This is a genomic window from Mesorhizobium sp. RSR565B, from assembly GCF_054719465.1.
This window is the reverse complement of record NZ_JBTTIE010000001.1, coordinates 5505565-5528319: the sequence shown is the minus strand read 5'-3', so window position 1 is coordinate 5528319 and position 22755 is coordinate 5505565. Positions and strand designations below refer to the sequence as shown.

Genomic DNA, 22755 nt, shown 5'->3' with positions numbered 1-22755 from the left:
TGCTTCCTCAGATTTGCAGCGCCAGCCGGCGCGCCTTTTCGATATGCTGGCTGATGGCCTCGACCGCCTTCCCAGGATCGCGGCTCTGCATCGCATCGATCACCGCCAGGTGCTCGCGCATGACCGGCACGACGCGCCCGTCGATACGGAACCGCTCCTGGTGGATCAGGCGGATCTTCACCGAATTCACCAGATAGGCCTTGGCGATGATCTCGTTGCCCAGCGCATCGATGAACGTGTCGTGCATGGCCCAGTCGATGGTCTGCGCCTTGGCCTCCATCTCCGGCGTCGGGGTTTGCGCCAGCGCCTGGGCAAGCATGTCCTCATGCTCGCGCCGCAAGCGGGCAAGCTCGGCGTCGGAGGCGCTGACCGTAAACAGCGCCACCGCTTCACGCTCCATGAACAGGCGGAACTGAAAGGCCTCGCGGATCAGGCTGATGTCTATATGGGCGATCTGCATGCCGCGCTGCGGGATGGTCGTCAGCAGTCCTTCCGCCTCGAGACGCGGCACGATCTCGCGAATGGCGCCGAGCGGCAGTCCGGTGAAGGCAACCAGCTCACGTTGCGACACGAACTGGCCCGGCTTGAAGTCGCGCGCCAGCAAATGCCGCGTGAAGCTGGCATAGGCCTTCTCCCTGAGGGTGGTCGGTTCGTTGCCGTCTTCCATTTCGGCGCGCTTCCCTTTGCCGGTCAGGCCGGTTCCCTGGCAAACAGGCTGTCATAGGCTGCGGCAAGCTGCTGCTGCCCTTGCAACGCAATCGGCTCCAGCGGCGGACGGACCGCCAGCCAGCGCTCGTCGCCGGTCTTGCGCGCCACCATGACCTTTACCGCGGGGGTGACCGGATATTTCAGCAATTCGAGCACAAAACTTTCGACGCGAGGATCGTCGCGCCCGTCCTCGGCCATGGCGCGGATTTCGCCCGGGGCGAAATTGGCCATGCCCGAGATTGCGCCTTGAGCACCCAGTCGCACCGCACGCGCCAGATGCCTTTCATCGCCGATCAGGATCACCAGATCGCCGTGGGCGGCAAGCAGCGCCTCGCTGTAGCTCCAATTTCCACCGGAATCCTTGACCCCGGCGACCACGTCGGGAAAAGCAGTGCGCAACCGGCCGATCAGGCCAAGGGAAAGCTGCACCATGGTAACCGAAGGGATGTTGTAGAGCAGCACGTCACGGGCGAGGGGGCCGAGCGCGGCAAAGACGGCGGAGAACCAGCCGAAAAGGCCGTCCTCGCCGACATTCTTGAAGTAGCTCGGCGGGGCCAGCAGAATGTTTCGGGCGCCTCGCTGCAAGGCATGCTGTGCCTGTTCGGCGGCGTCTTCGGCGGCGTCGACCAGCACGCCGGCAACGAGTTGATGCGGCAAGATTCCAGCAGCCAGCATGGCTTCGGTCACCGACCGCCGCTCCGTCGTGCCCACCGACGCGCCTTCCCCTGTGGTGCCGAAAAGCGTCACGCTGCCGCAACCCTGCGCCAGGCAACTTTTGGCCTGAGCGATCATGGGAGCGGTGGCGATCTGCCCGCGGGCATCGAAAGGCGTGGCGAGAGCGGCCGAAAGGCCAAAGCGTGATGTCACCGGAAGGTCTCCGAAGTAGGTGTGTATGCCGTGCTAGCACACTAACATGTTAGTCGTAAATTGGGGTGGTGCGCTTTTTTAACAGCGGAGGGCCTTCACGGGTTCGAAGCCCATGGCGGATCGAGACCATTGGCGAAACAGCAGGATGGCCCCAGTGTTAGGGCACGGAGCGGCAGCTCCAACCTTGTCCCCATCCCAGTCGATGGCTAAACTCAGCCTTTCCCAGGGGAGGGTTCTGACATGACACTTCAGCTTTCGGCGGATGCTGTCGCTCCTAAGGCGGCGGCGCCTCAAAAGTACCTCTTCGGCCCGGTCGCCGATTTCCTCATGCTGGGCGGCAGCGCGTTTCTCATCCTGCCGGTGCTGTTTCTCGTTCCGCTCGAATATGAGGGGCCGGTGGCCGCAACGATGGTCGTCGTCGCCTATCTCGTGAACTATCCCCACTTCGCCCACTCCTACCAGCTTTTCTATCGCAATTTCGGGCGCAAGGTGACGGGCGACGGCTACGACAGGAGCCTGCAACTCCGCTACATCTTCGCGGGCATTGTCGTGCCCCTGGTCATGGCCGGGTTCTTTGCCTATGGCGCGGTGGCGGCGAACACGCGGCTGCTCGGCTTTGCCACCAACGCCATGTTCTTTTTCGTCGGCTGGCACTACGTCAAGCAGGGCTACGGCATGCTGATGGTGGACGCGGTGCTGAAGCGCAAATTCTTCGACGATCGCGACAAGAAGGTGCTGCTGGTAAACTCCTATGCCGTGTGGATCCTTTCGTGGCTGCAGACGAATACGGCGGTCACCCAGGGCAAATATTACGGCCTCGACTATTACACCTTCGCGGTCCCTTCCTGGATCACCGACATCGCCTTGCTGGCAGCCATTGCTTCGACGGCGGCTACGCTTTTGATGCTGGTCAATCGCTGGCGAAAGAACGGTGGCAAGCTGCCCTATAACGGCATCGTGGCCTACGTCGCGTCGCTCTATCTCTGGATCCTGATTGTGAGAATAAATCCGCTCTGGCTGCTGATCGTGCCGGCGCTCCACTCGCTGCAGTACCTCGCCGTGGTCTGGCGCTATCAGACCAATGTTGAGCGTGACAGCTCCGATGCCGAACGCGATCCGCAGCCGAAAATCCTGTCCTTTCTCGGCCCCCTCTACAGGTTTCGGCTCCTCGGCTTCATCGTCGGCGGCACGGCCCTTGGCTATCTCGGCTTCTGGCTGATCCCATCCGCGCTGACGGCTTTGATTCCCTATGACAGGCAAGTGCTGGGGTCATCGCTGTTCTTCTTCATCGTGCTCATCTTCATCAATGTGCACCATTATTTTCTGGACAATGTGATGTGGCGCCGTGGCAATCCGGAGGTATCGAAGTATCTGTTCCGCTGACTGATGCGCAGACTGTCGAGCCCGGTTTTCGTCAGCTGTCGAGTATGCCATCGCGAGCGTGATCGTCAGTGCAACGGAGAGCCCTGGAATGGCGGAGTGCTTTTTCGAGAGCCGCCTGGAAAATACCCTGCGGTGGCATCTGTACCGGCGTTGGCGCCGCCGGCGTGACCCTCGACGCGTGAGTTGCGGCCGACGTGCGGCGGGATCGGCTGGAACGTCACGAAACCAGTGAGACATTGCCGCCGGCATGGCGCTCGATGCGGCCGGCAAGGTCGAGTTCCAGCAGCACCATGGAGACTTGCGCGGCGTTGAGGCCGGTGTGGCGGATGATCTCGTCCACGCCCACCGGCATTGGGCCCAGCGCCTCGAGCACGCCGCTGCGTTCGTCCTCACCGGGCGGGGGTGTTGCCGAAAAATCGGGTGCCTTTTCTGGCGGCGCAATGCTTCGCGTTCGCGTGCCCGCCAAAGGTGCGATCGCACCGGAAACGTCGGCCGCCTCGGTGACCAGGGTGGCGCCGTCCTTGAGCAGCCCGTTGGAGCCGGCGCAGCGCGGATCGAGCGGCGAACCCGGTACGGCAAAGACCAGCCGGCCCATCTCGCCGGCCAGGCGCGCGCTGATCAGCGAGCCGGAGCGTTGCGCAGCTTCGATCACCACCAGTCCGAGGGCGGCGCCCGCGACAAGCCGGTTGCGGCGCGGAAAATCCTGCGCCCGCGGCTGCCAGCCGAACGGCATTTCCGAAATGACGGCGCCGCCACGCTCGGCAATGTCGTCGCACAAGCTGATATTTTCGGGCGGGTAGGGGACATCGAGCCCACCGGCCAGCACGCCGACTGTGCCAGTGGAAAGACTGCCTTGGTGTGCGGCCGTGTCGATGCCGCGCGCCAGGCCGGAAACGATGACGTAGCCGTCGCGGCCAAGATCCGCCGCCAGCATGCGCGCCATCTTGATGCCGGCGAGCGACGCGTTGCGGGCGCCGACGATGGCCACCGCCGGCAGGCGAAAGACGGCTGCCTCGCCCTTCACGGCAATCAGTGGCGGCGGATTGTCCATGTTTTTCAGCATCGGCGGGTAGTCGGCCTCGCCGATGCCGACGAAGCGGGCGCCGTTTTCACTGGCTGCGTCGAGTTCCGCTTCGGCTTCCTCCACGGAAGGAATGCGCATGATCCTTTTGGCTCCGCCCGAAATCATCAGCTCGGGCAGCATCTCCAACGCCGCCTCCGCCGAACCAAAGCGGTTGATCAATTCGCGAAACGAGGCCGGGCCGACATTTTGTGTGCGGATCAGCCGCAGCCAGCTCAGCCGCTGCCGGTCGCTGAGGCGCGGCCCGGCGGCGGGCTTGCTCAACCCTTGGCTCCGATCTTGCCTTCGGTGCCGGCAAGAAGGCGCGAAATGTTGGCGCGATGTTTGAAGATGACGATCAGGCTCATCACCAGGAACAGCCCGGCGGTCTCAGGTGTGCTCCAGAAATAAAGCGCGATCGGCACGATGACCGCCGCCGTCAGCGCTGCCAGCGAGGAATAGCGAAACAGAAAAGCCATCGCCAGCCAGACGACGATAAAGATCAGCGCCACATGCCAGCCGAGCGCGATCAGCACGCCGAGATAGGTCGCCACGCCCTTGCCGCCCTTGAAACCGAGCCAGACCGGAAACAGATGGCCAAGGAAGGCGCCAAGGCCCGCCCAGAGTCCAAGGCCGGCCCACAGTCCGTAGTCGTGTCCAAAATGGCGCGCGATCATCACCGCCGCCGTACCCTTCAACGCGTCGAGCACCAGCGTCGCGGCGGCGAGGCCCTTGTTGCCGGTGCGCAGAACGTTGGTGGCGCCGATATTGCCGGAGCCGATTTTGCGCACATCGCCGAGGCCGGCCGCGCGGGTGATCAAGAGGCCGAAGGGAATCGAGCCGAGGAGATAGCCGAACAGCAATGCCAGGATAACGTTATAACTCATTGTTTGCCCCCGCATTTCCCCAGCAACGTATCGGTCTGCGACGTGGCGCGATCGCTCTAGCTCGAAAACACTGTGCGGCCCGCCACCAGCGTTTGCAAGACCATGCCTTGCAGCCGCGCACCTTCGAAGCAGGTGTTTTTCGAGCGCGAGCGGATGCCGCTTTCACTCACGATCCAGGGTTCTTCAAGGTCGATCAGCGCAAGATCGGCCGGCGCTCCCGGCTTCAGCGTGCCGCCCGGCAGGCCGAACAGCCTTGCTGGTGCGGTGGACAGTGTTTCGACCAGCCGAAGTAGCGGCACGTCGCCATTGTGGTAGAGCCGAAGCGCTGCTCCAAGCAGCGTCTCCAACCCGATCGCGCCGGCAGCTGCATCGGCGAAGGGAAGGCGCTTGGTGTCGACATCCTGCGGGTCGTGCGAGGAGACGATGATGTCGATCGTGCCGTCCTTGACCGCCTCGATCATGGCCAGCCGGTCTTCCTCCGCGCGCAAAGGCGGCGTCAGCCGGAAGAAGGTGCGGTATTCCCCGACATCGTTCTCGTTCAGCGACAGATTGTGGATCGCCACGCCCGCCGTGACATTGGCCTTGTCGGCTTTCGCGCGCGTCATCGCTTGCGCTGCCATCGCCGTCGAGATCTTGGCCGCGTGGTAGGCGCCGCGCGTCAGCCGTGCCAGCGCCAGGTCGCGCTCCAGCGGGATGGACTCGGCCTCGCGCGGAATGCCGGCAAGGCCGAGCCAGCTGGCATACAGGCCTTCATTCATCACGCCCGCCGAAGCGAGGTCGCCATCCTGTGTCTCATGTGCGATGACGCCGCCGAAATCGCGGGCATAGGTCAGCGCCCGGCGCATCACCAGTGCGCTGGATATTGTGTGCCGCCCATCGGTGAAGGCGACCGCACCGGCCTCGCGCAACAGGCCGAATTCGGTCATCTCGCGACCGGCGAGGCCTTTGGTGATCGCCGCCGCCGGAAAGATGTTGACGCTTGCCGTGTCCCGGGCGGTGCGCAGCACGAATTCGACCAGCGCGACATTGTCGATCACCGGGTCGGTGTCGGGCATCATGACGACGGAGGTGACGCCGCCGGCCGCCGCCGCAACGCTGGCCGAAGCGATGGTCTCGCGATGTTCGCCGCCCGGTTCGCCGATGAAGACGCGCGCGTCGATCAGGCCGGGAATGATCGCCTTGCCGGCGCAGTCGACCACGGTGGCTCCCGCCGGCAGGCCCTGGTTCAGGGCAGCCTTGCCGGCGGCAACGATCTTTTTCCCTTCGACGATGACGGTGCCGACCTCGTCGATGCCGCGTGACGGGTCGACGATGCGGGCGCGCTCAAAGACCGTCGTGCTCATGCGCCGCGGCCCTCTGCATTGCGGCGGGGATCGAGCAGCGCTTCCATGACCGCCATGCGCACGGCCACCCCCATCTCGACCTGTTCCTGGATGACGCTTTGCGGACCGTCGGCGATTTCGGACGCAATCTCGACGCCGCGGTTCATCGGACCGGGATGCATCACCAGCGCGCCGTCCTTGGCGGCCTTCAGCTTTTCGGCATCGAGGCCGAAATAGCGGAAATATTCGCGTACCGAAGGCACGAAGGCGCCTTCCATCCGCTCGCGCTGCAGGCGCAGCATCATCACCACGTCCGCGCCCTTGAGGCCCTCTGCCATCGAGCGCGAGACGATGACGCCCATTTTCTCGATGCCGGACGGTAGCAGGGTCGACGGCGCCACCACACGCACCTGCGCACCAAGCGCGTTCAACAGCATGATGTTGGAACGCGCCACGCGAGAATGCAGGATGTCGCCGCAGATCGCTACGATCAGTTTCGACAGCGGCCCCTTGGCGCGGCGGATAGTCAGCGCGTCGAGCAGCGCCTGCGTTGGGTGTTCATGCGCGCCGTCGCCGGCATTGACCACCGAGCAGCCGACCTTCTGCGCCAAAAGGGCGGCGGCGCCCGCAGACTGGTGGCGGATGATCAGGATGTCGGGGCGCATGGCGTTCAGCGTCATCGCCGTGTCGATCAGCGTCTCGCCCTTCTTCACCGAAGAGCTCGCCACCGACATGTTCATGACGTCGGCGCCGAGCCGTTTCCCGGCCAGTTCGAACGACGACTGCGTGCGCGTCGAGGCTTCGTAGAAGAGGTTGATCTGGGTGCGGCCGCGCAGCGTCGAGGTCTTCTTTTCGGACTGCCGCGAAATGGCGACGGCGCGATCTGCCCGGTCGAGCAGAAGCTCGATGTCACCGGGGGAAAGATCGCGGATGCCCAGAAGATGGCGGTGAGGATAAAGCGGCAGGGACGAAGCGTCGGTCATCTCAAGGCGCTGCTATAGGGGGGAGAATTCCTTGCCGCAAGCGCCAGCTTGGGATTGCGGCCTTTCTCCCCGGTATTTTCGTCGCGCGCGCCGCCTGCCTTGGGCTATATCTAGCCGATTGCTTCGGATTCGAAGCCTTGTGATGTGAGGCCTTTCTTGCGTTAGAAGGCCCTTCTACTTTCAGAAGGATTGGGCGTGACCGACGACGTGACCAACCAGCCTCCGCCGCTGACGGGCGGCAACGCCTGGCGGGGCGATCCGTTGCTGATCCAGCTTGCCGAGCGTTTTTCCGATCCGGTGCGCAAGGACCTCGACGGGCTTGGCCGGTTCGTCCTGACGCAGGAGGCGCAGGAGCTGGCGCGCCTCGCCAATGTCGAGACGCCGAAGCTCCGCACGCATGACCGTCAGGGCCGGCGCATCGACCTCGTCGAATTCCATCCGGCCTATCATGCGCTGATGCGCCGCTCGGTTGCCGGCGGCCTGCATTCCTCGATCTGGGAAAACGGCGATAGCGAGATCGGCCGTCGCCATCAGGTGCGCGCCGCGCGTTTCTACCTGACCGCCGAACTCGAGACCGGGCATCTCTGCCCCATCACCATGACCAGCGCTTCGCTGGCCGCCCTGATGGCCAGCCCAAAGCTGTTTCGCGAATGGGCGCCGCGCGTGACGACGCGCAAATACGACCAGAGCCAAAAGCCGCCGGTCGACAAGGCCGGGCTGACGCTCGGCATGGGCATGACCGAAAAGCAGGGCGGCACCGACGTGCGCGCCAACACCACACGGGCCGAACGCGCCGGCAGCGGCTTTTATCGCCTCACCGGCCACAAATGGTTCATGTCGGCGCCGATGTCGGACGCTTTTCTCGTGCTTGGACAGGCGCCGGAAGGGCTTTCCTGTTTTCTCGTCCCGCGCATCCTCGGCGACGGTTCCGGAAACGGCTTCCGCTTTCAGCGGCTGAAGGACAAGCTCGGCAACCGCTCCAACGCCTCATCGGAGGTAGAGTTCGTCAACGCCATCGGCGAGATGGTCGGCGAGCCCGGCGCCGGCATAAAGACAATCATGGACATGGTCACGCTGACCCGGCTCGACTGCGCCGTCGCCTCGTCGGCAATCATGCGAGCGGGGCTGGCTGAGGCCGTGCATCACGCCCGTCACCGCCAGGTGGCCGGCTCGACGCTGATCGAACAGCCGCTGATGCAGCGCGTGCTGGCGGACATGGCGCTCGATGTCGCCGCCGCCACGGCACTCTCGTTCCGACTGGCGCGCTCCTTCGACGAGGCTGCCGGCGACCGCGGCGAGGCTGCTTTTGCCCGCGCCATGACCCCGGTGGTCAAATACTGGGTCTGCAAGATCGCGCCGCCACTGCTCTATGAGGCGATGGAGTGCCTCGGCGGCAATGGCTATGTCGAGGAAGCGCCGCTCGCCCGCTACTACCGCGAAGCCCCGGTCAATGCGATCTGGGAGGGCTCAGGCAATGTCATGGCGCTCGACGTGCTGCGCGTGCTCGGCCGCGCGCCCGGCCTGTTCGAGGAGGTGCTGGCCGGCATCGACCGCGATCTCGGCGCCGGCGGACGCGGAACCATTGGCGTGCTCAAGGCGGCCATGCAGGTCGCCGGCACCGATGAGGGGTCGGCCCGCCTGCTGACCGAACAGCTGGCGCTGTCGGCGGCAGCTGCGGAATTGCGCCGGCTGGGGGCAGGGCGGATTGCGGACGCCTTCGTCGAGACGCGGCTCGCCGGCCAGTGGCGCAACACCTATGGCATGCTCGATTCGCGCCACGATGCGCGCATGATCATCGACACGCTCTATCCGCCGGTGAATTGAGGGCCTTCCGCCAGGCCGTGAACGAATTTGCCTGCCTGTGGACAGCCGTTAACCTTAACGAATGGTTTCCGTTGCAGCCGCAGGCCGCAGACCCCACTGTCTTTGTCACCAAAGCAGGAATGCCATGCGGCACATTTTGACGTCCTTTCTGGCCTTGCACTGGGCGCTGGTTTTCGCCCTGCTGGCGTTCATCTGTGTCGATGGAAACCGCGGCGTTGCGGGCGCTCTGGGCGTGCTCGGCGTCGTCGTGGAAAACACTCGTCTGGCCGATCTCGACAATGCTGCCGTCGTGGCGCCGCTGGCCATCGCCTTGCTGGTCGTGGCGGTGCTGTTTTGCTGGGTCTTCGTCGAGAGCCTGGTTAACGCCGCGGCGAGCCCGGACGGAGCCGACAGTGTGGCGCGGACCGCCTTCATTTCGGCATCCGCGGTGTTGTCGCTCATCCTGATCGGCGGCGCAGCGCGAGGCATCAACGGCCTGTTTTTGGTTGTCGCCGTGCAATTGGCGGCACTTCTGGCCTCCTATGTCGCCATGCTGGCCGAGCGGAGGTCGGTCTTCGCTGTCATGGTTTCTCGGGAGGCAGAGAGCCGCGCCACCGCCCATGCCATAGCCAAGGGTGCCGCGCACGGCTCCTTGCTGTCGCGCATTTCCGGCCGTCCGGACATTGGTCCCAGCGGTCGCAGAGGCGGCTCCAGCCGCAGGGACGGTCACTGATGCGCACGCTGTTCGCATTGTGGGCCGCGCCACTCGCTCTGTTCTGGGGCTGGTTCTTCCTGTCGCTCAACGACATCAATTTCGGCTACGTCATGCTCAGCCGGCAGCTGCATGATTTCGTGTTCCAGCTCTACGGGCAGATGCTGGGCATCGATCCGGCGATCATTCCGGGCATGGTGGCAAGGGCCTGCATCTTCGACGGCTTCCTGCTGATGGCATTGTGGGCGTTTCGCCGCCGCCGCAACATCATGGCCTGGGTCAGGCGGCAGGCGGGGAATCCGGTTCCGTCCGATCGCGTGGGTCAAGCGACTGGAGCCGGTCCAGAACTCCCTGCAGAATAAAGGCCGCAGCCGCCGAATCGATCTTGTCGGCGCGCTTTCGGCGCGAGAAATCCATCTCGATCAGCGTCCGCTCCGCCGCCACCGTCGACAGCCGCTCGTCCCACAGCACGAAGGGCAGGTCGGTTATGCCTGCCATGTTGCGCACGAAGGCGCGCGACTTCTGGGCGCGGGGACCTTCCGACCCATCCATGTTGATCGGAAGACCGAGCACAAACGCGCCGACATTGTCCTTCTGCAGTTGGGCGAGCAGCGCTGCCGCATCCAGCGAAAACTTTTTGCGCAGGATGACCGGGCGCGGATGGGCAAAGGACAGGCCGCGGTCGGAAACGGCGACACCGATCGTCTTGTCGCCGAGGTCGAGCCCGGCCAGCGTCCTGCCGCCTTCCAGGCGTGACGGCAGATCCTCGATTGCTATGATGCCCAACGGCTTTCCCCACCAGCTTTACCGTGACCCAGTCTTAACCGTGACCCAGACTTACCGTGACCCAGACTTGCCGTAACAAAGACCGCGACACGTTCTTTTGAACCGCGAGCACACTATGTCACTTTAATTTTGCTGCCGGCGTTCTATCTTCCGGCGCAACCAAAATCGAGGAACACGATCGATGAAATTGACCTGGTACGGACATTCCGCCTTCCGCGTCGAGACATCAGGCGCGACCATCCTGATCGACCCCTATCTCGTCGGCAACCCATCATGGACGAGCGGCTGGGAGGGGCCGGCGGAAGGCGTCACCCATGTGCTTTTGACCCACGGCCACAGTGACCATGTCAGCGGCGCGGTGGAGGTGCTGAAGAAGAGCGGCGCCCAGCTGGTCGCCAATTACGAGATCTGCATGTACCTGGTCGGCAAGGGCGTCGACGGCAAGAAGATCAATCCCGGCAATCATGGCGGCACCGTCGATTGCGGTGCCTTCACCACCACCTTCGTGCAGGCACTGCATTCCTCGTCGTTTGGGCTCGATGGCGGCCAGAACGTCTACCTCGGCAATCCCAACGGGCTGGTCCTGCATTTCCCGGAGGACAAGACGCTCTACCATATGGGCGACACCGACATCTTCTCCGATATGGCGCTGATCGAGGAACTGCATGAGCCGAAGATCGGCCTCGTGCCGGTCGGCGACCGCTTCACCATGGGCGGCGCGGTGGCGGCCCTGGCCTGCCGGCGCTTCTTCCACTTCGACACGGTCGTTCCCTGCCATTTCGGCACCTTCCCGATCATCGACGCGACGGCGGAGAAGTTCGTGGCCGGCCTCGAAGGGTCAGGTGTCGACGTAGCCTTGCCAGCGATCGGCCAAACGATCACACTATAAAGCGATCGTTTGAACGATCCCTTGTCGCAAAGGGGAATCAAACCATGGGCTTGAGAGTGACTCTTTGCGTGTCGATGCTGGTTGCGGCGTCGCCCGCATCCGCCGCCGAGGACTTCATCAAGGGCGTTTACCTCCAGACCCAGGAGCTTTGCGCGCAAGCCAAAAAGGACACACTGCAGACGCTGATCGACACCTGCAATGTCATCTTGTCGGCGGACGGCCTGCAAAGCGTCGAGTATAATTGCGAGTTCGTCCAGGTCACCAAGGCGACGCGCTCGCCGAGCTGGGCGGTCACTGCCATCTGCCAGGAGCCGGGCTTTCTCTTTCCCGATATACTGTCGATCACGCAGATGAACGCGACCCAAATCGACATCGTCTCGGTGCGCCCGACCGCCGACGAAGGCGAGCAGGCCGGCAATGGCGGCAGCTATTATCTGTGCGAGGGTGTATCGCTGCCCTAGGCTGAAATGCCGCCCTGGCATGAACGGGCTCTATCCCCAAGCACGATCGATGTTGCGCGGCACGCGCCACGCCGCTATAGCGCCATCTGGTTTTCCCAAAGGCTAAAGACATGTCCGTTGATCTGCAAACTGTGAAGCGCGTCGCGCGTCTCGCCCGCATTGCGGTGAGCGAGGAGGATGCCGAGCGCATGACCGGCGAGCTGAACGCCATTCTGGGCTTTGTCGAGCAGCTGAACGAGGTCGATGTCTCCGGCGTCGAACCGATGACATCGGTGACGCCGATGGAGATGAAGAAGCGCCAAGACATCGTCACGGACGGCAACAAGGCCGCCGATATCGTCGCCAATGCGCCGGCCACTGACGAGAATTTCTTCCTCGTGCCGAAGGTCGTGGAGTAGGCGGCCGATGGCAATCGAGATCGCGATCGAAACGCCGCTGCAGGACGATGTCCGCGCTTTGGTAGAGGAGCTCAACGCGGCTCTGCTCGAACTGACGCCGCCGGAGCATTGCTACCATCTGACGGTCGAGCAGATGGCTGGCGACGACACCACCGTCTTTATCGCCCGCGACGACGGGCAAGCCATCGGCTGCGGCGCGCTGAAGCGCCATGATGCCCGCGTCGGTGAGGTCAAGCGTATGTACACGCGGCCTTCGCATCGGGGCAGGAAGATCGGCGCCAAGATCGTCGAACATGTCGAAACGCTGGCGCGCAGCGAAGGGCTGAAGCGCCTGGTGCTTGAAACCGGCGACCGCCATCCCGCCGCCTGGACCGTCTACGAACGCGCCGGCTTCTCGCGCTGCGGGCCGGTGCTGGATTATCCCGATTCCGAGTGGTCGGTGTTTTACGAAAAGAGCCTTTGATGAGCGAACTGACCCATCTGACAATTTCGCAGGCGCGCGCCAAGCTGCGCGCCAAGGAGATTTCGGCCGTCGAAATCACCGAGGCCTATCTCGGTGCCATCGAGCGCGCCAATCCGGTGCTCAATGCCTACATCGTCGTCACCGGCGACAAGGCCCGCGATATGGCCAAAGCTTCCGACGCCAGGCTCGCCAAGGGCCAGGGCGGTGCGCTGGAAGGCATCCCGCTCGGCATCAAGGACCTGTTCGGCACCGAAGGTATCCACACCCAGGCCTGCAGCCATGTGCTGGACGGCTTCAAGCCGCGCTACGAATCGACCGTCACCGCCAATCTGTGGGCAGACGGCGCCGTCATGCTGGGCAAGCTTAACATGGACGAGTTCGCCATGGGCTCGTCCAACGAGACCTCCTATTACGGCCCTGTCGTCAATCCGTGGCGGCGTTCGCGCCTCGACACGGTGGTGATGCCGACCACGCATCAGGGCGATGGCGGTTTCGTTTCGGCCGGCGGCACCAAGACCGCGCGCACGCTGGACAATGCCCAACTGGTGCCGGGGGGCTCGTCGGGGGGCTCGGCTTCCGCCGTCTCGGCTTTCCTGTGCGCCGGCGCCACCGCCACCGACACCGGCGGCTCGATCCGCCAGCCAGCCGCCTTCACCGGCACCGTCGGCATCAAGCCGACCTATGGCCGCTGCTCGCGCTGGGGCATCGTCGCCTTCGCTTCGTCGCTCGATCAGGCCGGCCCGATCGCCCGGGACGTGCGCGATGCCGCGATCATGCTGAAGTCCATGGCCTCGGTCGACGCCAAGGACACCACTTCCGTCGACCGGCCGGTGCCGGATTACGAGGCGGCGATCGGCAAACCGATCAGGGGCATGAAGGTCGGCATTCCCCGGGAATACCGCGTCGACGGCATGCCGGAAGAGATCGAGGCGCTGTGGCAGAAGGGCATTGCCTGGCTCAGGGATGCCGGCGCCGAGATCGTCGACATCTCGCTGCCGCACACCAAATACGCTTTGCCGGCTTATTATATCGTTGCGCCCGCCGAAGCGTCATCCAATCTGGCGCGCTATGACGGCGTCCGCTACGGCCTGCGCGTGCCGGGCCAGGACATTGTCGACATGTACGAAAAGACCCGAGCCGCCGGGTTCGGTCGGGAGGTCAAGCGTCGCATCATGATCGGCACCTATGTGCTGTCGGCAGGCTATTACGATGCCTACTATCTGCAGGCGCAGAAGGTGCGCAATTTGATCAAGCGCGACTTCGAGACGGTTTTTGCCGACGGCGTCGACGTCATCCTGACGCCGGCGACGCCGTCGGCCGCCTTCGGCATCGCTGACGAGGACATGGCCGCCGATCCGGTCAAAATGTACCTCAACGACATTTTCACGGTGACCGTGAACATGGCCGGACTGCCGGGCATTGCCGTGCCTGCCGGCCTCGATGCCAAGGGCCTGCCGCTCGGCCTGCAGCTGATTGGCCGTCCCTTCGACGAGGAAACCCTGTTCCAGACAGCCGCCGTCATCGAGCAGGCGGCGGGAACCTTCCAGCCGGAGAAGTGGTGGTAGCATGCCGCCTCCGTCTCGCATTTCCATCGTCGAGACGGGAAACGAACTGCTGATCACGAACCCGCCACGCACCTCGGATTTCAGGACAGTCTTTGTCCTGATCGGGGCCGCGATCGTCGCCTACACCGGCTACATGGGATTGACAGATATGTCGTCCGCAACGCTCACCAGCGGCACGCTCGGCCTGCTGTCCTTCGTGGCGGTCATTGCCCTCTTCACCTATTTCCTGGGCAAGGATTTCATCTGGCGGGTGTTCGGCAGGGAAACCCTGCGGCTGACCGACACCGCAGCCGTGCGCTCGGTGAGGGGTTCTTTGCGAAATCGGTGGTCACTGCCTTTGAAAGGGCATCTTAGGGTCGAAAATCCTCGACCATACCTATCCCACGGACGAAGTGGGACTGTCGGAAGTCATCAGCTTAACCAACGCGAACGGCGTCCTTGTTTTCGGCAGGGAGTTAAGCCGCCTCGAAGCGGAAGCGGTAGCGAGTGCGGTCGAGCACTTCACCGGCCGTCACAATTTGAGCTGGAGATAGGCAGGCAATGTTCTTCTATATCTCCAAGGTATTCTGGTTCTTCGTCCAACCACTCAACCTGGCGATCTTCCTGCTGCTTGCCGGCTTGCTCGCGGCGCTGATCGGCCGCCGGCGATTGGCGGCGACGGGCAGTGTGTTCGCCTTCCTGATTCTGGCGCTGTCGGCCTGGACGTCGCTTGGCGCCATGATGCTCAATCCGCTCGAAGAGCGCTTCCCAAAGCCGCCGCTGCCGCGGAAGGTCGACGGCATTGTCGTGCTCGGCGGCGGCTTCGAGGGCGCCATCAACTTGGCGCGCGGCGGCTATGAGCTGAATTCCGGCGGCGACCGCATGGTGGAGGCGGCGATCCTTGCCCGGCGCTTTCCCGAGGCGAAAGTGGTTATCTCGGGCGGCACCGGTGAACTGTTCATCGATGGCGAGGGGGATGCGGCCACCGCGCCGCGGCTGCTCGGTGCGCTTGGCGTCGACGCCGATCGCCTGATGCTCGAGAGCAAATCCCGCAACACCTATGAGAATGCGGTCTTCACCAAGGAACTGGTAACACCGAAACCGGGCGAGACCTGGCTGCTTGTCACCTCCGCCTTCCACATGCCGCGCGCCAAGGCGCTGTTCGACAAGGCCGGCTTTCAGACGGTCCCGTGGCCGGTCGACTATCGCACCTCGGGCAAGGAAGGCTTTGGCCTGTTTCGCGACAACGCACCCGATTCGCTGCAGACCACCACCATTGCGATCCGCGAATGGATCGGCCTCGCCGCCTATTGGCTATCGGGCCGGATCGACCAGCTTTTCCCCGGCCCGGGCGGCTGACCGATCACCGCTTGTCGCGCCGCTGAAAAGAACTGGCGCCGCACCAGCACCGCCAGAAGCAGCAGCGTCGACAGCACGAACACGATCGGGTCGACGAACCAGCCGAGATAGCCGATCGAGAAGAACACCGCGCGCAGGCCTGAATTGAAATGCTTGCCGGCCAGCATGTTCATGCGCGCCGCGCGCCACACCGCCGTTTCGCTGACCGGGTTGCGTGACGCCTCGCCATAGGGGATCGGCACCGCGCCGATCAGGATCGTGCAGTAGTTGAAGAGACGGTAGGCCCAGCCGAACTTGAAGAAGGCGAAGGCCAGGATCAGCACCAGGCCAAAGACCTTGATCTGAAAGGCGGAGCGCGATGAGGTCGCGTTCAACGGCAGGTCGTTCAGCACGGCAAGGACCTGATCCGAGGCGCCAAGCAGCGCGAAACAGCCACCGAGCGCAATCAGCGAACTGGAGGCGAAAAAGGCGGTGCCTTGCTGCAGGCCGCTCATGATGGCGGTGTCGACGATGCGGATTTCGCGCTCGGCCATGGTGCGCATCCAGGCCTCGCGCTGCACGTTCATGGCCATCGTCAACGACACCCGGCTGACCAGTCTGCCGTCGGACGCCAGCGTATGCAGCAACCATGCGAGCAGGAAGAAAGCCAGCGCCGCCAGATCAGCCGTCGACAGATGGAAGGAATCGCCCATGCCCCCTTTTACCACAGGCAAAGCGGTCAGTTCGATGCTCAATGCATGCCGCCCAGAGGTGAGCTGCGGTTCTGGGACAACGACATGCATTGAAACAAGAACTTAAAGCGCGTCGCATGAATCCGTTTCAGCGCGACGCGCTTTCAGCCGGTGATGTCGCTGCCGGAGCAAACAAGGTCGGCAGGTGCAGCGCCGCAATCCGCAAAACAGCACAAACATCATGGAAAGTCCTATATGTAGGTCTTGATCCCATTCCCGGAGACGGCGCAGCGTGTTTCTTTCGGTTTTCGACCTGTTCAAGATCGGCATCGGACCGTCGAGTTCGCACACGATGGGACCGATGACAGCGGCGCGGCGGTTTCTCGACGAGATCGCCGGCGATGACTGGCCGCGCCCGGCCGGCGTCAAGGTCGATCGCATTGGCGCCAGCCTGCACGGCTCGCTCGCCTATACCGGTATCGGCCATGGCTCGGATCGCGCCGTTGTCCTCGGACTTGCTGGCCTGACACCGCAGACGGTCGATCCCGATCAGGCCGAGGGAATCGCCACGCGCATCGCCGCCGAGAAGCGGATATCGCCACGCGGCCATCCCTCCTATCGCTTCGATCCGGCGACGGATCTGGTGCTCGACCGCAAGACGCCGCTCACCGGCCACGCCAACGGCATGGCCTTCTACGCTTACGATGCCGGCGACCGGCTGCTGCTCAAGCGCATCTACTATTCCATCGGCGGCGGCTTCGTGGTGTCCGAGGAAGAGCTGCAGCGGATGAAGGTGAAGGGCTCGGTGACCACAGAAGGCAAGAAGGTGCCCTATCCCTTCAAGAATGCCGTCGAGATGCTGAAGATGGCAGGCAAAAGCGGCCTGTCTATCGCCGACATGAAGCGCGTCAATGAAGAGACACATATGTCGCGCGAGGAGCTCGACAACGGCCTTGATGCGATCTGGGGCGCCATGAAGGGCTGCATCGACCGCGGCCTGTCGCAGGACGGCATCATGCCGGGCGGGCTGAAAGTGCGCCGTCGTGCCCGCATGCTGCACGACAAGCTGCAGGAGCAATGGCAGCAGAACAAGCCCAACCCTTTGCTGGCCAATGACTGGCTGTCGATCTACGCCATGGCGGTGAACGAAGAGAACGCCGCCGGTGGACGCGTCGTCACCGCGCCGACCAATGGCGCGGCCGGCACATTGCCGGCGGTGCTGCGTTACTGGCTGCATTTCCACCCCGAGGCCGACCAGCCGAGCATCCGCGACTTCCTGCTCACGGCCGCCGCCGTCGGCGGCATCATCAAGACCAATGCCTCGATCTCCGGCGCCGAGGTCGGCTGCCAGGGCGAGGTCGGTTCGGCCTCGGCGATGGCTGCCGCGGGTCTCTGCGCCGTCATGGGCGGCACGCCCGAGCAGGTCGAGAACGCCGCCGAAATCGCGCTCGAACATCATCTCGGCATGACTTGCGATCCAGTCGGCGGTCTGGTCCAGGTGCCTTGCATCGAGCGCAACGCGCTCGGCGCCGTCAAGGCGGTCACCGCCGCCTCTCTGGCGATCAAAGGCGACGGCGTCCATTTCGTGCCGCTCGACGCCGCGATCGAAACAATGCGCCAGACGGGCCTCGACATGAACGAGAAGTACAAGGAAACCAGCCTTGGCGGGCTCGCCGTCAATGTCGTGGAATGCTGACCGTGCAACGCCACTGGCACTGTGGAGAAGTCGGGCAGGGCCGTTGACGCAATCGCGCGCCGGACTAAACCTTAAGCGATGGCACTCAATCTCCTAAAACTGTGCGTCGGTTGCGACAGCGTCGAGGACCTCGAAGAATGGATCGCCTTCCGCCTCGATGAGCGCCGCCGCGCCGGCGAACCCGCCGAGCACTGGCACACCACCCGCATGGTGCCGGCGCGCGGCGCCGAGGTCACCGATGGCGGTTCGCTTTATTGGGTGATCAAGGGCAGCGTGCAATGCCGCCAGCTGATCACTGATATCAGGCCCTTCACCGACGACGAAGGCATCGGCCGTTGCCGCCTGATGCTCGACCTCGACGTCGTGCGCACCGACTGGCAGCCGCGCCGCGCCTTCCAGGGCTGGCGTTATCTCAAACCTTCGGATGCGCCCGCCGATATCGGCAAGGGCAAGGCCGGAATGGTCGAGATGCCGCCGAAACTGAAGCGCGAGCTCGCCGATCTGGGCTTGCTGTAGAGCCAAGGGCGCGGCCGCTTCTCCCAGAGCGTCGAGCGCTGGCCCTTCATCTTGTCCAAGGCTGGACTTGCAAGGGGGCCGACAACGCCACATCTTGCTTCTTATGAGCGACAAGAAGCAGCGCGTGCCCGCAAGGGCCAGTCCTGCGCCGGTCAAGCCTCAATCCAATGCCGGCGAGATCGACGCCTTTATCCGTCAGGCCCGGACGCTTGTCGCGACCGGCACGGGCCGGCTGATCCTTGCCCTCGACGCAACGATGAGCCGCCAGCCGACCTGGGATGTCGCCGCCAAGCTGCAGGGCGAGATGTTCGACGCCGTTGGCAAGGCCGGCACCCTCAGTGTCCAATTGGCCTATTTTCGCGGGTTGGGCGAGTGCCGCTCGTCGGCTTTTGTCGCCGACACCAATGCCCTGAAGCAGCTGATGACGCGGATCGACTGCCGTGCCGGCCACACCCAGATCGGCAAGGTGCTGGCGCATGCGCTGAAGGAAACGGCGGCGGCCAAGGTCAATGCTCTGGTCTATATCGGCGACGCCATGGAAGAGGATATCGACGACCTGGCGCAGAAGGCCGGCAGCCTCGGTCTGCACGGCGTTCCCGTCTTCGTCTTCCAGGAAGGCCATGATCCCGGCGCAGAAAAGGCGTTCAAGGAGATTGCGCGGCTGTCCAAAGGGGCTTGGTTCCGATTTGATCGGCGGGCTGCCGCGACCTTGGCCGGGCTGCTTTCGGCGGTTGCCGTCTATGCGACCGGCGGATTGAAGGCGCTCGAGGCAAGGGACAGGCCGGGAGACCGGCTGCTGATCGAGCATCTCAGGGGCGGAGGGAATTGATGGGCGCTATCATTGCACTTGTTGCACTGTTTCTGGTGCTGCTCGGCGCGGCGACGATCTTTGTCCGTGCCGATGCGCAAAAACTGGCAAGCGGCATGCGCACGCTCGGGCCGGTGCTTCTGGCGCTGGTTGGCCTTGCCGTGCTGGTGGTCGGGCGCGAAGGCATTGCCGGCCTCATCCTGGCCGCGGCCCTTGCCTGGTACGGGTCGATGCGAATGAAGCGGCCGTCGGTCGGGCCGGCGCCCGGCAAGCGCTCAACGGTGCGGACCGCCGCACTGGAAATGGAGCTTGATCACGATACGGGCGGGCTTGAAGGCCTGGTTCTGGCCGGCCGCCATGAAGGCAAGATGCTGGGCGCGATGGGCCTGGCCGAGCTGCAGCAGCTTTACCGCGAACTCCCCGGCGACCCGGAGAGCCGCCAGCTCCTAGAGACGTATCTTGACGGCCGTTTTCCCGTCTGGCGCAACGACGCTGAGGCGAACGGTGGCGAAGGGCTGGGTGTTGCGCCAGGTGCGGGCGCCATGACTAAGGAGGAGGCCTACAAGATCCTTGGTCTTGAAGCGGGGGCCGCCGCGGCGGATGTCCGCAAGGCGCACCGCCGCCTGATGCAGCGCCTGCACCCCGACATCGGCGGCACGTCTTTCCTGGCGGCGCGGATCAACGAAGCCAAGGACGTCTTGCTCTCCAATCACAACTAGTCTCCTTCGACGCAGTAAATTTCCGGGAGATGGTTCCGACGCCGCCCTACTGTTGGACGGCGTAGCAGGCGATTTTCTTTTTCTTCAGGGCATTGCAGGCATTCCAGGCCGCATCCTTCGAGCGGAAGCCGCCGAACCGGGCACGGTAATAGGTCTCGCCATCCTTTTCGAAGGCGACGGTGAAACCGGAAGCAGCCCCAAGAACTTTGGGCGCCAGCTTGGCGGTCTTGTCGAGGAAAGCCTGGGCTTCGGACTGCTTGGGCGACGACGCCACCTGCACCGCCCAACCAGCCGGCACCGAGGCCGTGTTGACCGGGTCGACCGCCTGTGGGGATACAGGCGTGGGTTCGGCATAGGCAGCCACAATCTGCGCAGTTTCGACCTTCGGCGCCGTCACGATGACGGTCTTGACCTTCCTGGTCTTGACGACGGGGGCGGGCTCTTCGACCGCGGCCACCGTCTGTTCGTCGGCAGACTGGCCTTCAGCAGACTGCTCGTCAGCGGATGTCGGATCGTCATTGGACGCCACGGCATCGTCTTCAACGATCGGCTTGCCATCCGGCGTCGGCGCGTCATGCTTGGGCAGGAAGACCTTGGCCAGCGCCTTGACCGGATTGTCGCCGCCGGCCTTGGCGACCAGGGCGCCGCCGCCGCGGGTCGATGCGCGCGGCATGTAGGCGTTGATCAGGCCGGCCATCTGGTTGTCGCGGCTGCGCCCCGAAGTGCCGCCCATGACGACGGCGACGAGGCGGCGGTTGCCATCCGAAACCGACGAGACGAGGTTGAAGCCGGAGGCGCGGGTATAGCCGGTCTTGATGCCGTCGACGCCCTTGATGCGGCCGAGCAGACGGTTGTGGCCATTGATGCGCTGGCGGCCGTAAAGGAAGGAGCGCTGCGAGAAATAGCCGTAATACTGCGGATAATGTTCCCTGAGCGCTATGCCAAGCATCGCCATGTCGTGGGCGGTTGTGAACTGGCCGGGATCGGGCAGGCCGTTGGCATTGCGAAACACGGTGCCGTCCATGCCGAGCGCGCGCGCCTTAGCGGTCATCATGCGGGCGAAATTGCTTTCGCTGCCGCCGAGCAGTTCGCCGAGCGCGGTCGCCGAATCATTGGCCGACTTGGTCACCATCGACAGGATGGCGGTCTCGACCGAAACCGCTCCGCCCGCCTTGACGCCGAGCTTGGTCGGCGGTTCGGCCGCCGCTTTGGCCGAGAACGGCACGGGCGTGTTCCTGCTGATCCGGCCCTTCGCCATGGCCTCGAAGGTCAGATAGAGCGTCATCATCTTGGTCAGCGACGCCGGGTAGCGCCGGCCGTTGGCATCGGACGAATAAAGCACCTTGCCGGTCTTGGCGTCGACGACGATCGCCGAAGACCTGGCGGCCATCGAGGACGCGGCATCCGCAACGACAAATGACATCGCCAAAGCGAGGATCATGATCGTTTTGAGGGAAGATGCGGATTTTGAACCGAAGACCGACAACGCCTGACGCACTGATAGTTCCTTTGAAACTCATTGCCCTGGAGGCGGCAAAGGGATCCGACCTCACTTGTTGTCAAACTATCGCAGCCAGCGTTACCAATCCGTTTATGGTAACCGGCGCGTTCACCATTTTCCTCGGGCTTGAGCCTTTCTTTATTCGAATTTTAGCTGATGCCGGCGCAGCGCGGCCTGATGCCGCTGAAATCTTGACTTTTGTGCAGCGCACAATATATTCTCGTGCATTGCACAACCGCGCTCAGGCAAGGGCGCTTCAAAACGCCAAGGGAAACGTCAAATGACCCAGACCTACGAGGACTTCTCGAAATACGGCAAGGAGTTTGCCGATACCGGATTGAAGAGCTTCACCTCGCTCTCCAAGGGCGCGCAGGCGATCGCCACTGAAGCTGGCGAATACACCAAGAAGAGCTTCGAAGCCGGCAGCGCCGCGGTCGAAAAGCTGTTCTCCGCCAAGTCGCTGGAAAAGGCGGTCGAGATCCAGTCCGACTTCGCCAAGCAGAGCTATGAGAGCTTCGTTGCCGAGGCGACCAAGTTCGGCGATCTCTATGCCGATCTCGCCAAGGAGGCTTACAAGCCCTTCGAATCGATTGTCGCCAAGGCGAAGTAATTTCGCTCGAGAATACCAGGCACGGCCTTTCGGGCTTGCAAAACAGACCCGGTCGCGGATGCGCGGCCGGGTTTTTTCATGCCGGTTTCAATTCCGGGGCTTTGGCGGTTCACGATTTTGAAAATCGCCTCGGTTTGCCCACCTAGCCATATTGTCAGCTAACAAGAAGGGCTTAAAATCGTCCATCGAACACCTACATATCGAACTCGCCATGGGGATTCGAAAGAGGCAGGATTACGTGACTTCAGGTTTGACTGCCACAACAAGCGTGGTGCGGATGCAAAGTGACGGCGACGGCAATGAGGCCGGTCGCGGCACAGCCGTCATTACGCGCACGAAGACCAAGACCAAGAAGCCCAGCCTTTACAGGGTCCTCATCCTCAACGACGACTATACGCCCATGGAGTTCGTGGTTCACGTCCTGGAGCGCTTTTTTCAAAAGGACCGCGAAGCCGCCACACGCATCATGCTTCATGTTCACAATCATGGGGTGGGCGAGTGCGGGGTCTATACATTCGAGGTGGCCGAGACCAAAGTGTCTCAGGTCATGGATTTCGCCCGACAGAATCAGCATCCGCTGCAATGCGTGATGGAGAAGAAGTGAGGTAA

General features: G+C 63.4%; 26 protein-coding genes. 17 read left to right on the top strand and 9 right to left on the bottom strand.

The genetic code is table 11. From position 1 onward, the window contains the following. Window positions 1–7: 7 nt before the first annotated feature. Both ACYG9R_RS26640 and ACYG9R_RS26635 read right to left on the bottom strand, forming a co-directional pair. On the bottom strand, window positions 8–667 hold the full coding sequence (locus ACYG9R_RS26640; protein ID WP_023688610.1) for a GntR family transcriptional regulator: 660 nt from the start codon (window positions 665–667) through the stop codon (window positions 8–10). Window positions 668–690: 23 nt separating this feature from the next. Further along, window positions 691–1575, bottom strand: coding sequence for a dihydrodipicolinate synthase family protein (locus ACYG9R_RS26635; protein ID WP_023824857.1), 885 nt, complete (start codon window positions 1573–1575; stop codon window positions 691–693). Window positions 1576–1815: 240 nt separating this feature from the next. Here ACYG9R_RS26635 and ACYG9R_RS26630 point away from each other — a divergent pair, with 240 nt between their 5' ends. Then, a complete protein-coding gene (locus ACYG9R_RS26630; RefSeq protein WP_023706211.1) occupies window positions 1816–2958 on the top strand; it encodes a hypothetical protein in 1143 nt (380 codons plus the stop codon). A gap of 217 nt (window positions 2959–3175) precedes the next feature. Here ACYG9R_RS26630 and dprA read toward each other — a convergent pair whose 3' ends face one another. Genes dprA through ACYG9R_RS26610 form a run of 4 tightly spaced genes read right to left on the bottom strand, consistent with a single transcriptional unit; the run spans window position 3176 to window position 7210 of the window. Next, a complete protein-coding gene (gene dprA, locus ACYG9R_RS26625) occupies window positions 3176–4303 on the bottom strand; it encodes a DNA-processing protein DprA (protein WP_023824858.1) in 1128 nt (375 codons plus the stop codon). After that, on the bottom strand, window positions 4300–4905 hold the full coding sequence (plsY, locus tag ACYG9R_RS26620) for a glycerol-3-phosphate 1-O-acyltransferase PlsY (RefSeq protein WP_023696534.1): 606 nt from the start codon (window positions 4903–4905) through the stop codon (window positions 4300–4302). The genes dprA and plsY overlap by 4 nt, the downstream gene beginning before the upstream one ends. A 56-nt stretch (window positions 4906–4961) precedes the next feature. Continuing rightward, complete coding sequence (locus tag ACYG9R_RS26615) at window positions 4962–6248, bottom strand: dihydroorotase (protein WP_023706213.1); 1287 nt, start codon at window positions 6246–6248, stop codon at window positions 4962–4964. Continuing rightward, window positions 6245–7210, bottom strand: a complete 966-nt coding sequence (locus ACYG9R_RS26610) for an aspartate carbamoyltransferase catalytic subunit (protein ID WP_023806087.1) — start codon at window positions 7208–7210, stop codon at window positions 6245–6247. Before ACYG9R_RS26610 ends, ACYG9R_RS26615 begins: the two co-directional genes overlap by 4 nt. 195 nt (window positions 7211–7405) lie before the next feature. Between ACYG9R_RS26610 and ACYG9R_RS26605 the strand changes: the two genes are divergently transcribed. The 3 genes from ACYG9R_RS26605 (at window position 7406) to ACYG9R_RS26595 (ending at window position 10087) form a co-directional block, all read left to right on the top strand. After that, the gene (locus tag ACYG9R_RS26605; protein WP_023670993.1) at window positions 7406–9034 is read left to right on the top strand and encodes a DNA alkylation response protein; all 1629 of its coding nucleotides are present in this window, start codon (window positions 7406–7408) and stop codon (window positions 9032–9034) included. Between the two features lie 124 nt (window positions 9035–9158). After that, on the top strand, window positions 9159–9746 hold the full coding sequence (locus ACYG9R_RS26600) for a hypothetical protein (protein ID WP_023742456.1): 588 nt from the start codon (window positions 9159–9161) through the stop codon (window positions 9744–9746). Then, window positions 9746–10087 carry a DUF6105 family protein gene (locus ACYG9R_RS26595; RefSeq protein WP_023670995.1) on the top strand — a complete coding sequence of 114 codons (342 nt, stop codon included), beginning with the start codon at window positions 9746–9748 and terminating at the stop codon, window positions 10085–10087. The genes ACYG9R_RS26600 and ACYG9R_RS26595 overlap by 1 nt, the downstream gene beginning before the upstream one ends. On the opposite strand, the gene ruvX is transcribed toward ACYG9R_RS26595, so the two are convergent. Beyond that, the gene (gene ruvX, locus ACYG9R_RS26590; RefSeq protein WP_023742455.1) at window positions 10005–10511 is read right to left on the bottom strand and encodes a Holliday junction resolvase RuvX; all 507 of its coding nucleotides are present in this window, start codon (window positions 10509–10511) and stop codon (window positions 10005–10007) included. The genes ACYG9R_RS26595 and ruvX overlap by 83 nt on opposite strands. Before the next feature lie 181 nt (window positions 10512–10692). Between ruvX and ACYG9R_RS26585 the strand changes: the two genes are divergently transcribed. The 6 genes from ACYG9R_RS26585 to ACYG9R_RS26560 all read left to right on the top strand — a co-directional run bounded on the left by ACYG9R_RS26585 (window position 10693) and on the right by ACYG9R_RS26560 (window position 15625). After that, the gene (locus ACYG9R_RS26585) at window positions 10693–11400 is read left to right on the top strand and encodes a metal-dependent hydrolase (RefSeq protein WP_023684673.1); all 708 of its coding nucleotides are present in this window, start codon (window positions 10693–10695) and stop codon (window positions 11398–11400) included. 44 nt (window positions 11401–11444) lie between these two features. Next, window positions 11445–11861 (top strand): hypothetical protein, encoded by a 417-nt coding sequence (locus ACYG9R_RS26580; protein WP_023824859.1) that lies wholly within the window; start codon window positions 11445–11447, stop codon window positions 11859–11861. A gap of 110 nt (window positions 11862–11971) precedes the next feature. Beyond that, window positions 11972–12259: an Asp-tRNA(Asn)/Glu-tRNA(Gln) amidotransferase subunit GatC gene (gatC, locus tag ACYG9R_RS26575; RefSeq protein WP_023670999.1), complete on the top strand. Its 288-nt coding sequence runs from the start codon at window positions 11972–11974 to the stop codon at window positions 12257–12259. Window positions 12260–12266: 7 nt separating this feature from the next. Further along, window positions 12267–12722: a GNAT family N-acetyltransferase gene (locus ACYG9R_RS26570; protein WP_023671000.1), complete on the top strand. Its 456-nt coding sequence runs from the start codon at window positions 12267–12269 to the stop codon at window positions 12720–12722. Then, window positions 12722–14287, top strand: a complete 1566-nt coding sequence (locus ACYG9R_RS26565) for an amidase (RefSeq protein WP_023688592.1) — start codon at window positions 12722–12724, stop codon at window positions 14285–14287. Before ACYG9R_RS26570 ends, ACYG9R_RS26565 begins: the two co-directional genes overlap by 1 nt. 540 nt (window positions 14288–14827) lie before the next feature. Further along, complete coding sequence (locus tag ACYG9R_RS26560) at window positions 14828–15625, top strand: YdcF family protein (protein WP_023824860.1); 798 nt, start codon at window positions 14828–14830, stop codon at window positions 15623–15625. Here the strand turns inward: ACYG9R_RS26560 and ACYG9R_RS26555 are convergent. Next, entirely contained in the window at window positions 15574–16317 is a 744-nt protein-coding gene (locus ACYG9R_RS26555) for a DUF599 domain-containing protein (RefSeq protein WP_023671004.1), read from the bottom strand. The two genes, ACYG9R_RS26560 and ACYG9R_RS26555, sit on opposite strands and share 52 nt — an antisense overlap. Window positions 16318–16588: 271 nt before the next feature. On the opposite strand from ACYG9R_RS26555, the gene ACYG9R_RS26550 reads away from it, so the two are divergent. The 4 genes from ACYG9R_RS26550 to ACYG9R_RS26535 all read left to right on the top strand — a co-directional run bounded on the left by ACYG9R_RS26550 (window position 16589) and on the right by ACYG9R_RS26535 (window position 20035). Next, the gene (locus ACYG9R_RS26550) at window positions 16589–17992 is read left to right on the top strand and encodes an L-serine ammonia-lyase (RefSeq protein WP_023726659.1); all 1404 of its coding nucleotides are present in this window, start codon (window positions 16589–16591) and stop codon (window positions 17990–17992) included. Window positions 17993–18070: 78 nt separating this feature from the next. Next, entirely contained in the window at window positions 18071–18508 is a 438-nt protein-coding gene (locus tag ACYG9R_RS26545; protein WP_023824861.1) for a DUF1489 family protein, read from the top strand. Between the two features lie 103 nt (window positions 18509–18611). Beyond that, entirely contained in the window at window positions 18612–19337 is a 726-nt protein-coding gene (locus ACYG9R_RS26540; RefSeq protein WP_023712359.1) for a hypothetical protein, read from the top strand. After that, complete coding sequence (locus ACYG9R_RS26535) at window positions 19337–20035, top strand: DnaJ domain-containing protein (RefSeq protein WP_023730128.1); 699 nt, start codon at window positions 19337–19339, stop codon at window positions 20033–20035. The genes ACYG9R_RS26540 and ACYG9R_RS26535 overlap by 1 nt, the downstream gene beginning before the upstream one ends. Window positions 20036–20081: 46 nt before the next feature. On the opposite strand, the gene ACYG9R_RS26530 is transcribed toward ACYG9R_RS26535, so the two are convergent. Next, on the bottom strand, window positions 20082–21476 hold the full coding sequence (locus ACYG9R_RS26530) for an SPOR domain-containing protein (protein ID WP_373420149.1): 1395 nt from the start codon (window positions 21474–21476) through the stop codon (window positions 20082–20084). 68 nt (window positions 21477–21544) lie between these two features. Here ACYG9R_RS26530 and ACYG9R_RS26525 point away from each other — a divergent pair, with 68 nt between their 5' ends. From ACYG9R_RS26525 to clpS, 3 genes are all read left to right on the top strand, one after another. After that, window positions 21545–21820, top strand: coding sequence for a hypothetical protein (locus ACYG9R_RS26525; protein ID WP_155923319.1), 276 nt, complete (start codon window positions 21545–21547; stop codon window positions 21818–21820). Beyond that, a complete protein-coding gene (locus tag ACYG9R_RS26520) occupies window positions 21817–22146 on the top strand; it encodes a phasin family protein (RefSeq protein WP_023671011.1) in 330 nt (109 codons plus the stop codon). Before ACYG9R_RS26525 ends, ACYG9R_RS26520 begins: the two co-directional genes overlap by 4 nt. A 277-nt stretch (window positions 22147–22423) precedes the next feature. Beyond that, a complete protein-coding gene (clpS, locus tag ACYG9R_RS26515) occupies window positions 22424–22750 on the top strand; it encodes an ATP-dependent Clp protease adapter ClpS (protein ID WP_023671012.1) in 327 nt (108 codons plus the stop codon). The last annotated feature ends 5 nt before the right edge of the window (window positions 22751–22755 follow it).

What these genes read in the sequence shown, in the direction of transcription:
- ACYG9R_RS26595 (WP_023670995.1), top strand. Translation starts at nt 9,746, where the DNA reads ATGCGCACGCTGTTCGCATTGTGGGCCGCGCCACTCGCTCTGTTCTGG.
- ACYG9R_RS26600 (WP_023742456.1), top strand. Translation starts at nt 9,159, where the DNA reads ATGCGGCACATTTTGACGTCCTTTCTGGCCTTGCACTGGGCGCTGGTT.
- clpS (WP_023671012.1), top strand. Translation starts at nt 22,424, where the DNA reads ATGCAAAGTGACGGCGACGGCAATGAGGCCGGTCGCGGCACAGCCGTC.
- ACYG9R_RS26540 (WP_023712359.1), top strand. Translation starts at nt 18,612, where the DNA reads ATGAGCGACAAGAAGCAGCGCGTGCCCGCAAGGGCCAGTCCTGCGCCG.
- ACYG9R_RS26530 (WP_373420149.1), bottom strand. Translation starts at nt 21,476, where the DNA reads ATGATCCTCGCTTTGGCGATGTCATTTGTCGTTGCGGATGCCGCGTCC.
- ACYG9R_RS26565 (WP_023688592.1), top strand. Translation starts at nt 12,722, where the DNA reads ATGAGCGAACTGACCCATCTGACAATTTCGCAGGCGCGCGCCAAGCTG.
- ACYG9R_RS26580 (WP_023824859.1), top strand. Translation starts at nt 11,445, where the DNA reads ATGGGCTTGAGAGTGACTCTTTGCGTGTCGATGCTGGTTGCGGCGTCG.
- ACYG9R_RS26630 (WP_023706211.1), top strand. Translation starts at nt 1,816, where the DNA reads ATGACACTTCAGCTTTCGGCGGATGCTGTCGCTCCTAAGGCGGCGGCG.
- ACYG9R_RS26560 (WP_023824860.1), top strand. Translation starts at nt 14,828, where the DNA reads ATGTTCTTCTATATCTCCAAGGTATTCTGGTTCTTCGTCCAACCACTC.
- ACYG9R_RS26520 (WP_023671011.1), top strand. Translation starts at nt 21,817, where the DNA reads ATGACCCAGACCTACGAGGACTTCTCGAAATACGGCAAGGAGTTTGCC.
- ACYG9R_RS26535 (WP_023730128.1), top strand. Translation starts at nt 19,337, where the DNA reads ATGGGCGCTATCATTGCACTTGTTGCACTGTTTCTGGTGCTGCTCGGC.
- ACYG9R_RS26610 (WP_023806087.1), bottom strand. Translation starts at nt 7,210, where the DNA reads ATGACCGACGCTTCGTCCCTGCCGCTTTATCCTCACCGCCATCTTCTG.
- ACYG9R_RS26585 (WP_023684673.1), top strand. Translation starts at nt 10,693, where the DNA reads ATGAAATTGACCTGGTACGGACATTCCGCCTTCCGCGTCGAGACATCA.
- gatC (WP_023670999.1), top strand. Translation starts at nt 11,972, where the DNA reads ATGTCCGTTGATCTGCAAACTGTGAAGCGCGTCGCGCGTCTCGCCCGC.
- ACYG9R_RS26545 (WP_023824861.1), top strand. Translation starts at nt 18,071, where the DNA reads ATGGCACTCAATCTCCTAAAACTGTGCGTCGGTTGCGACAGCGTCGAG.
- ACYG9R_RS26555 (WP_023671004.1), bottom strand. Translation starts at nt 16,317, where the DNA reads ATGGGCGATTCCTTCCATCTGTCGACGGCTGATCTGGCGGCGCTGGCT.
- ACYG9R_RS26640 (WP_023688610.1), bottom strand. Translation starts at nt 667, where the DNA reads ATGGAAGACGGCAACGAACCGACCACCCTCAGGGAGAAGGCCTATGCC.
- ACYG9R_RS26615 (WP_023706213.1), bottom strand. Translation starts at nt 6,248, where the DNA reads ATGAGCACGACGGTCTTTGAGCGCGCCCGCATCGTCGACCCGTCACGC.
- ACYG9R_RS26570 (WP_023671000.1), top strand. Translation starts at nt 12,267, where the DNA reads ATGGCAATCGAGATCGCGATCGAAACGCCGCTGCAGGACGATGTCCGC.
- plsY (WP_023696534.1), bottom strand. Translation starts at nt 4,905, where the DNA reads ATGAGTTATAACGTTATCCTGGCATTGCTGTTCGGCTATCTCCTCGGC.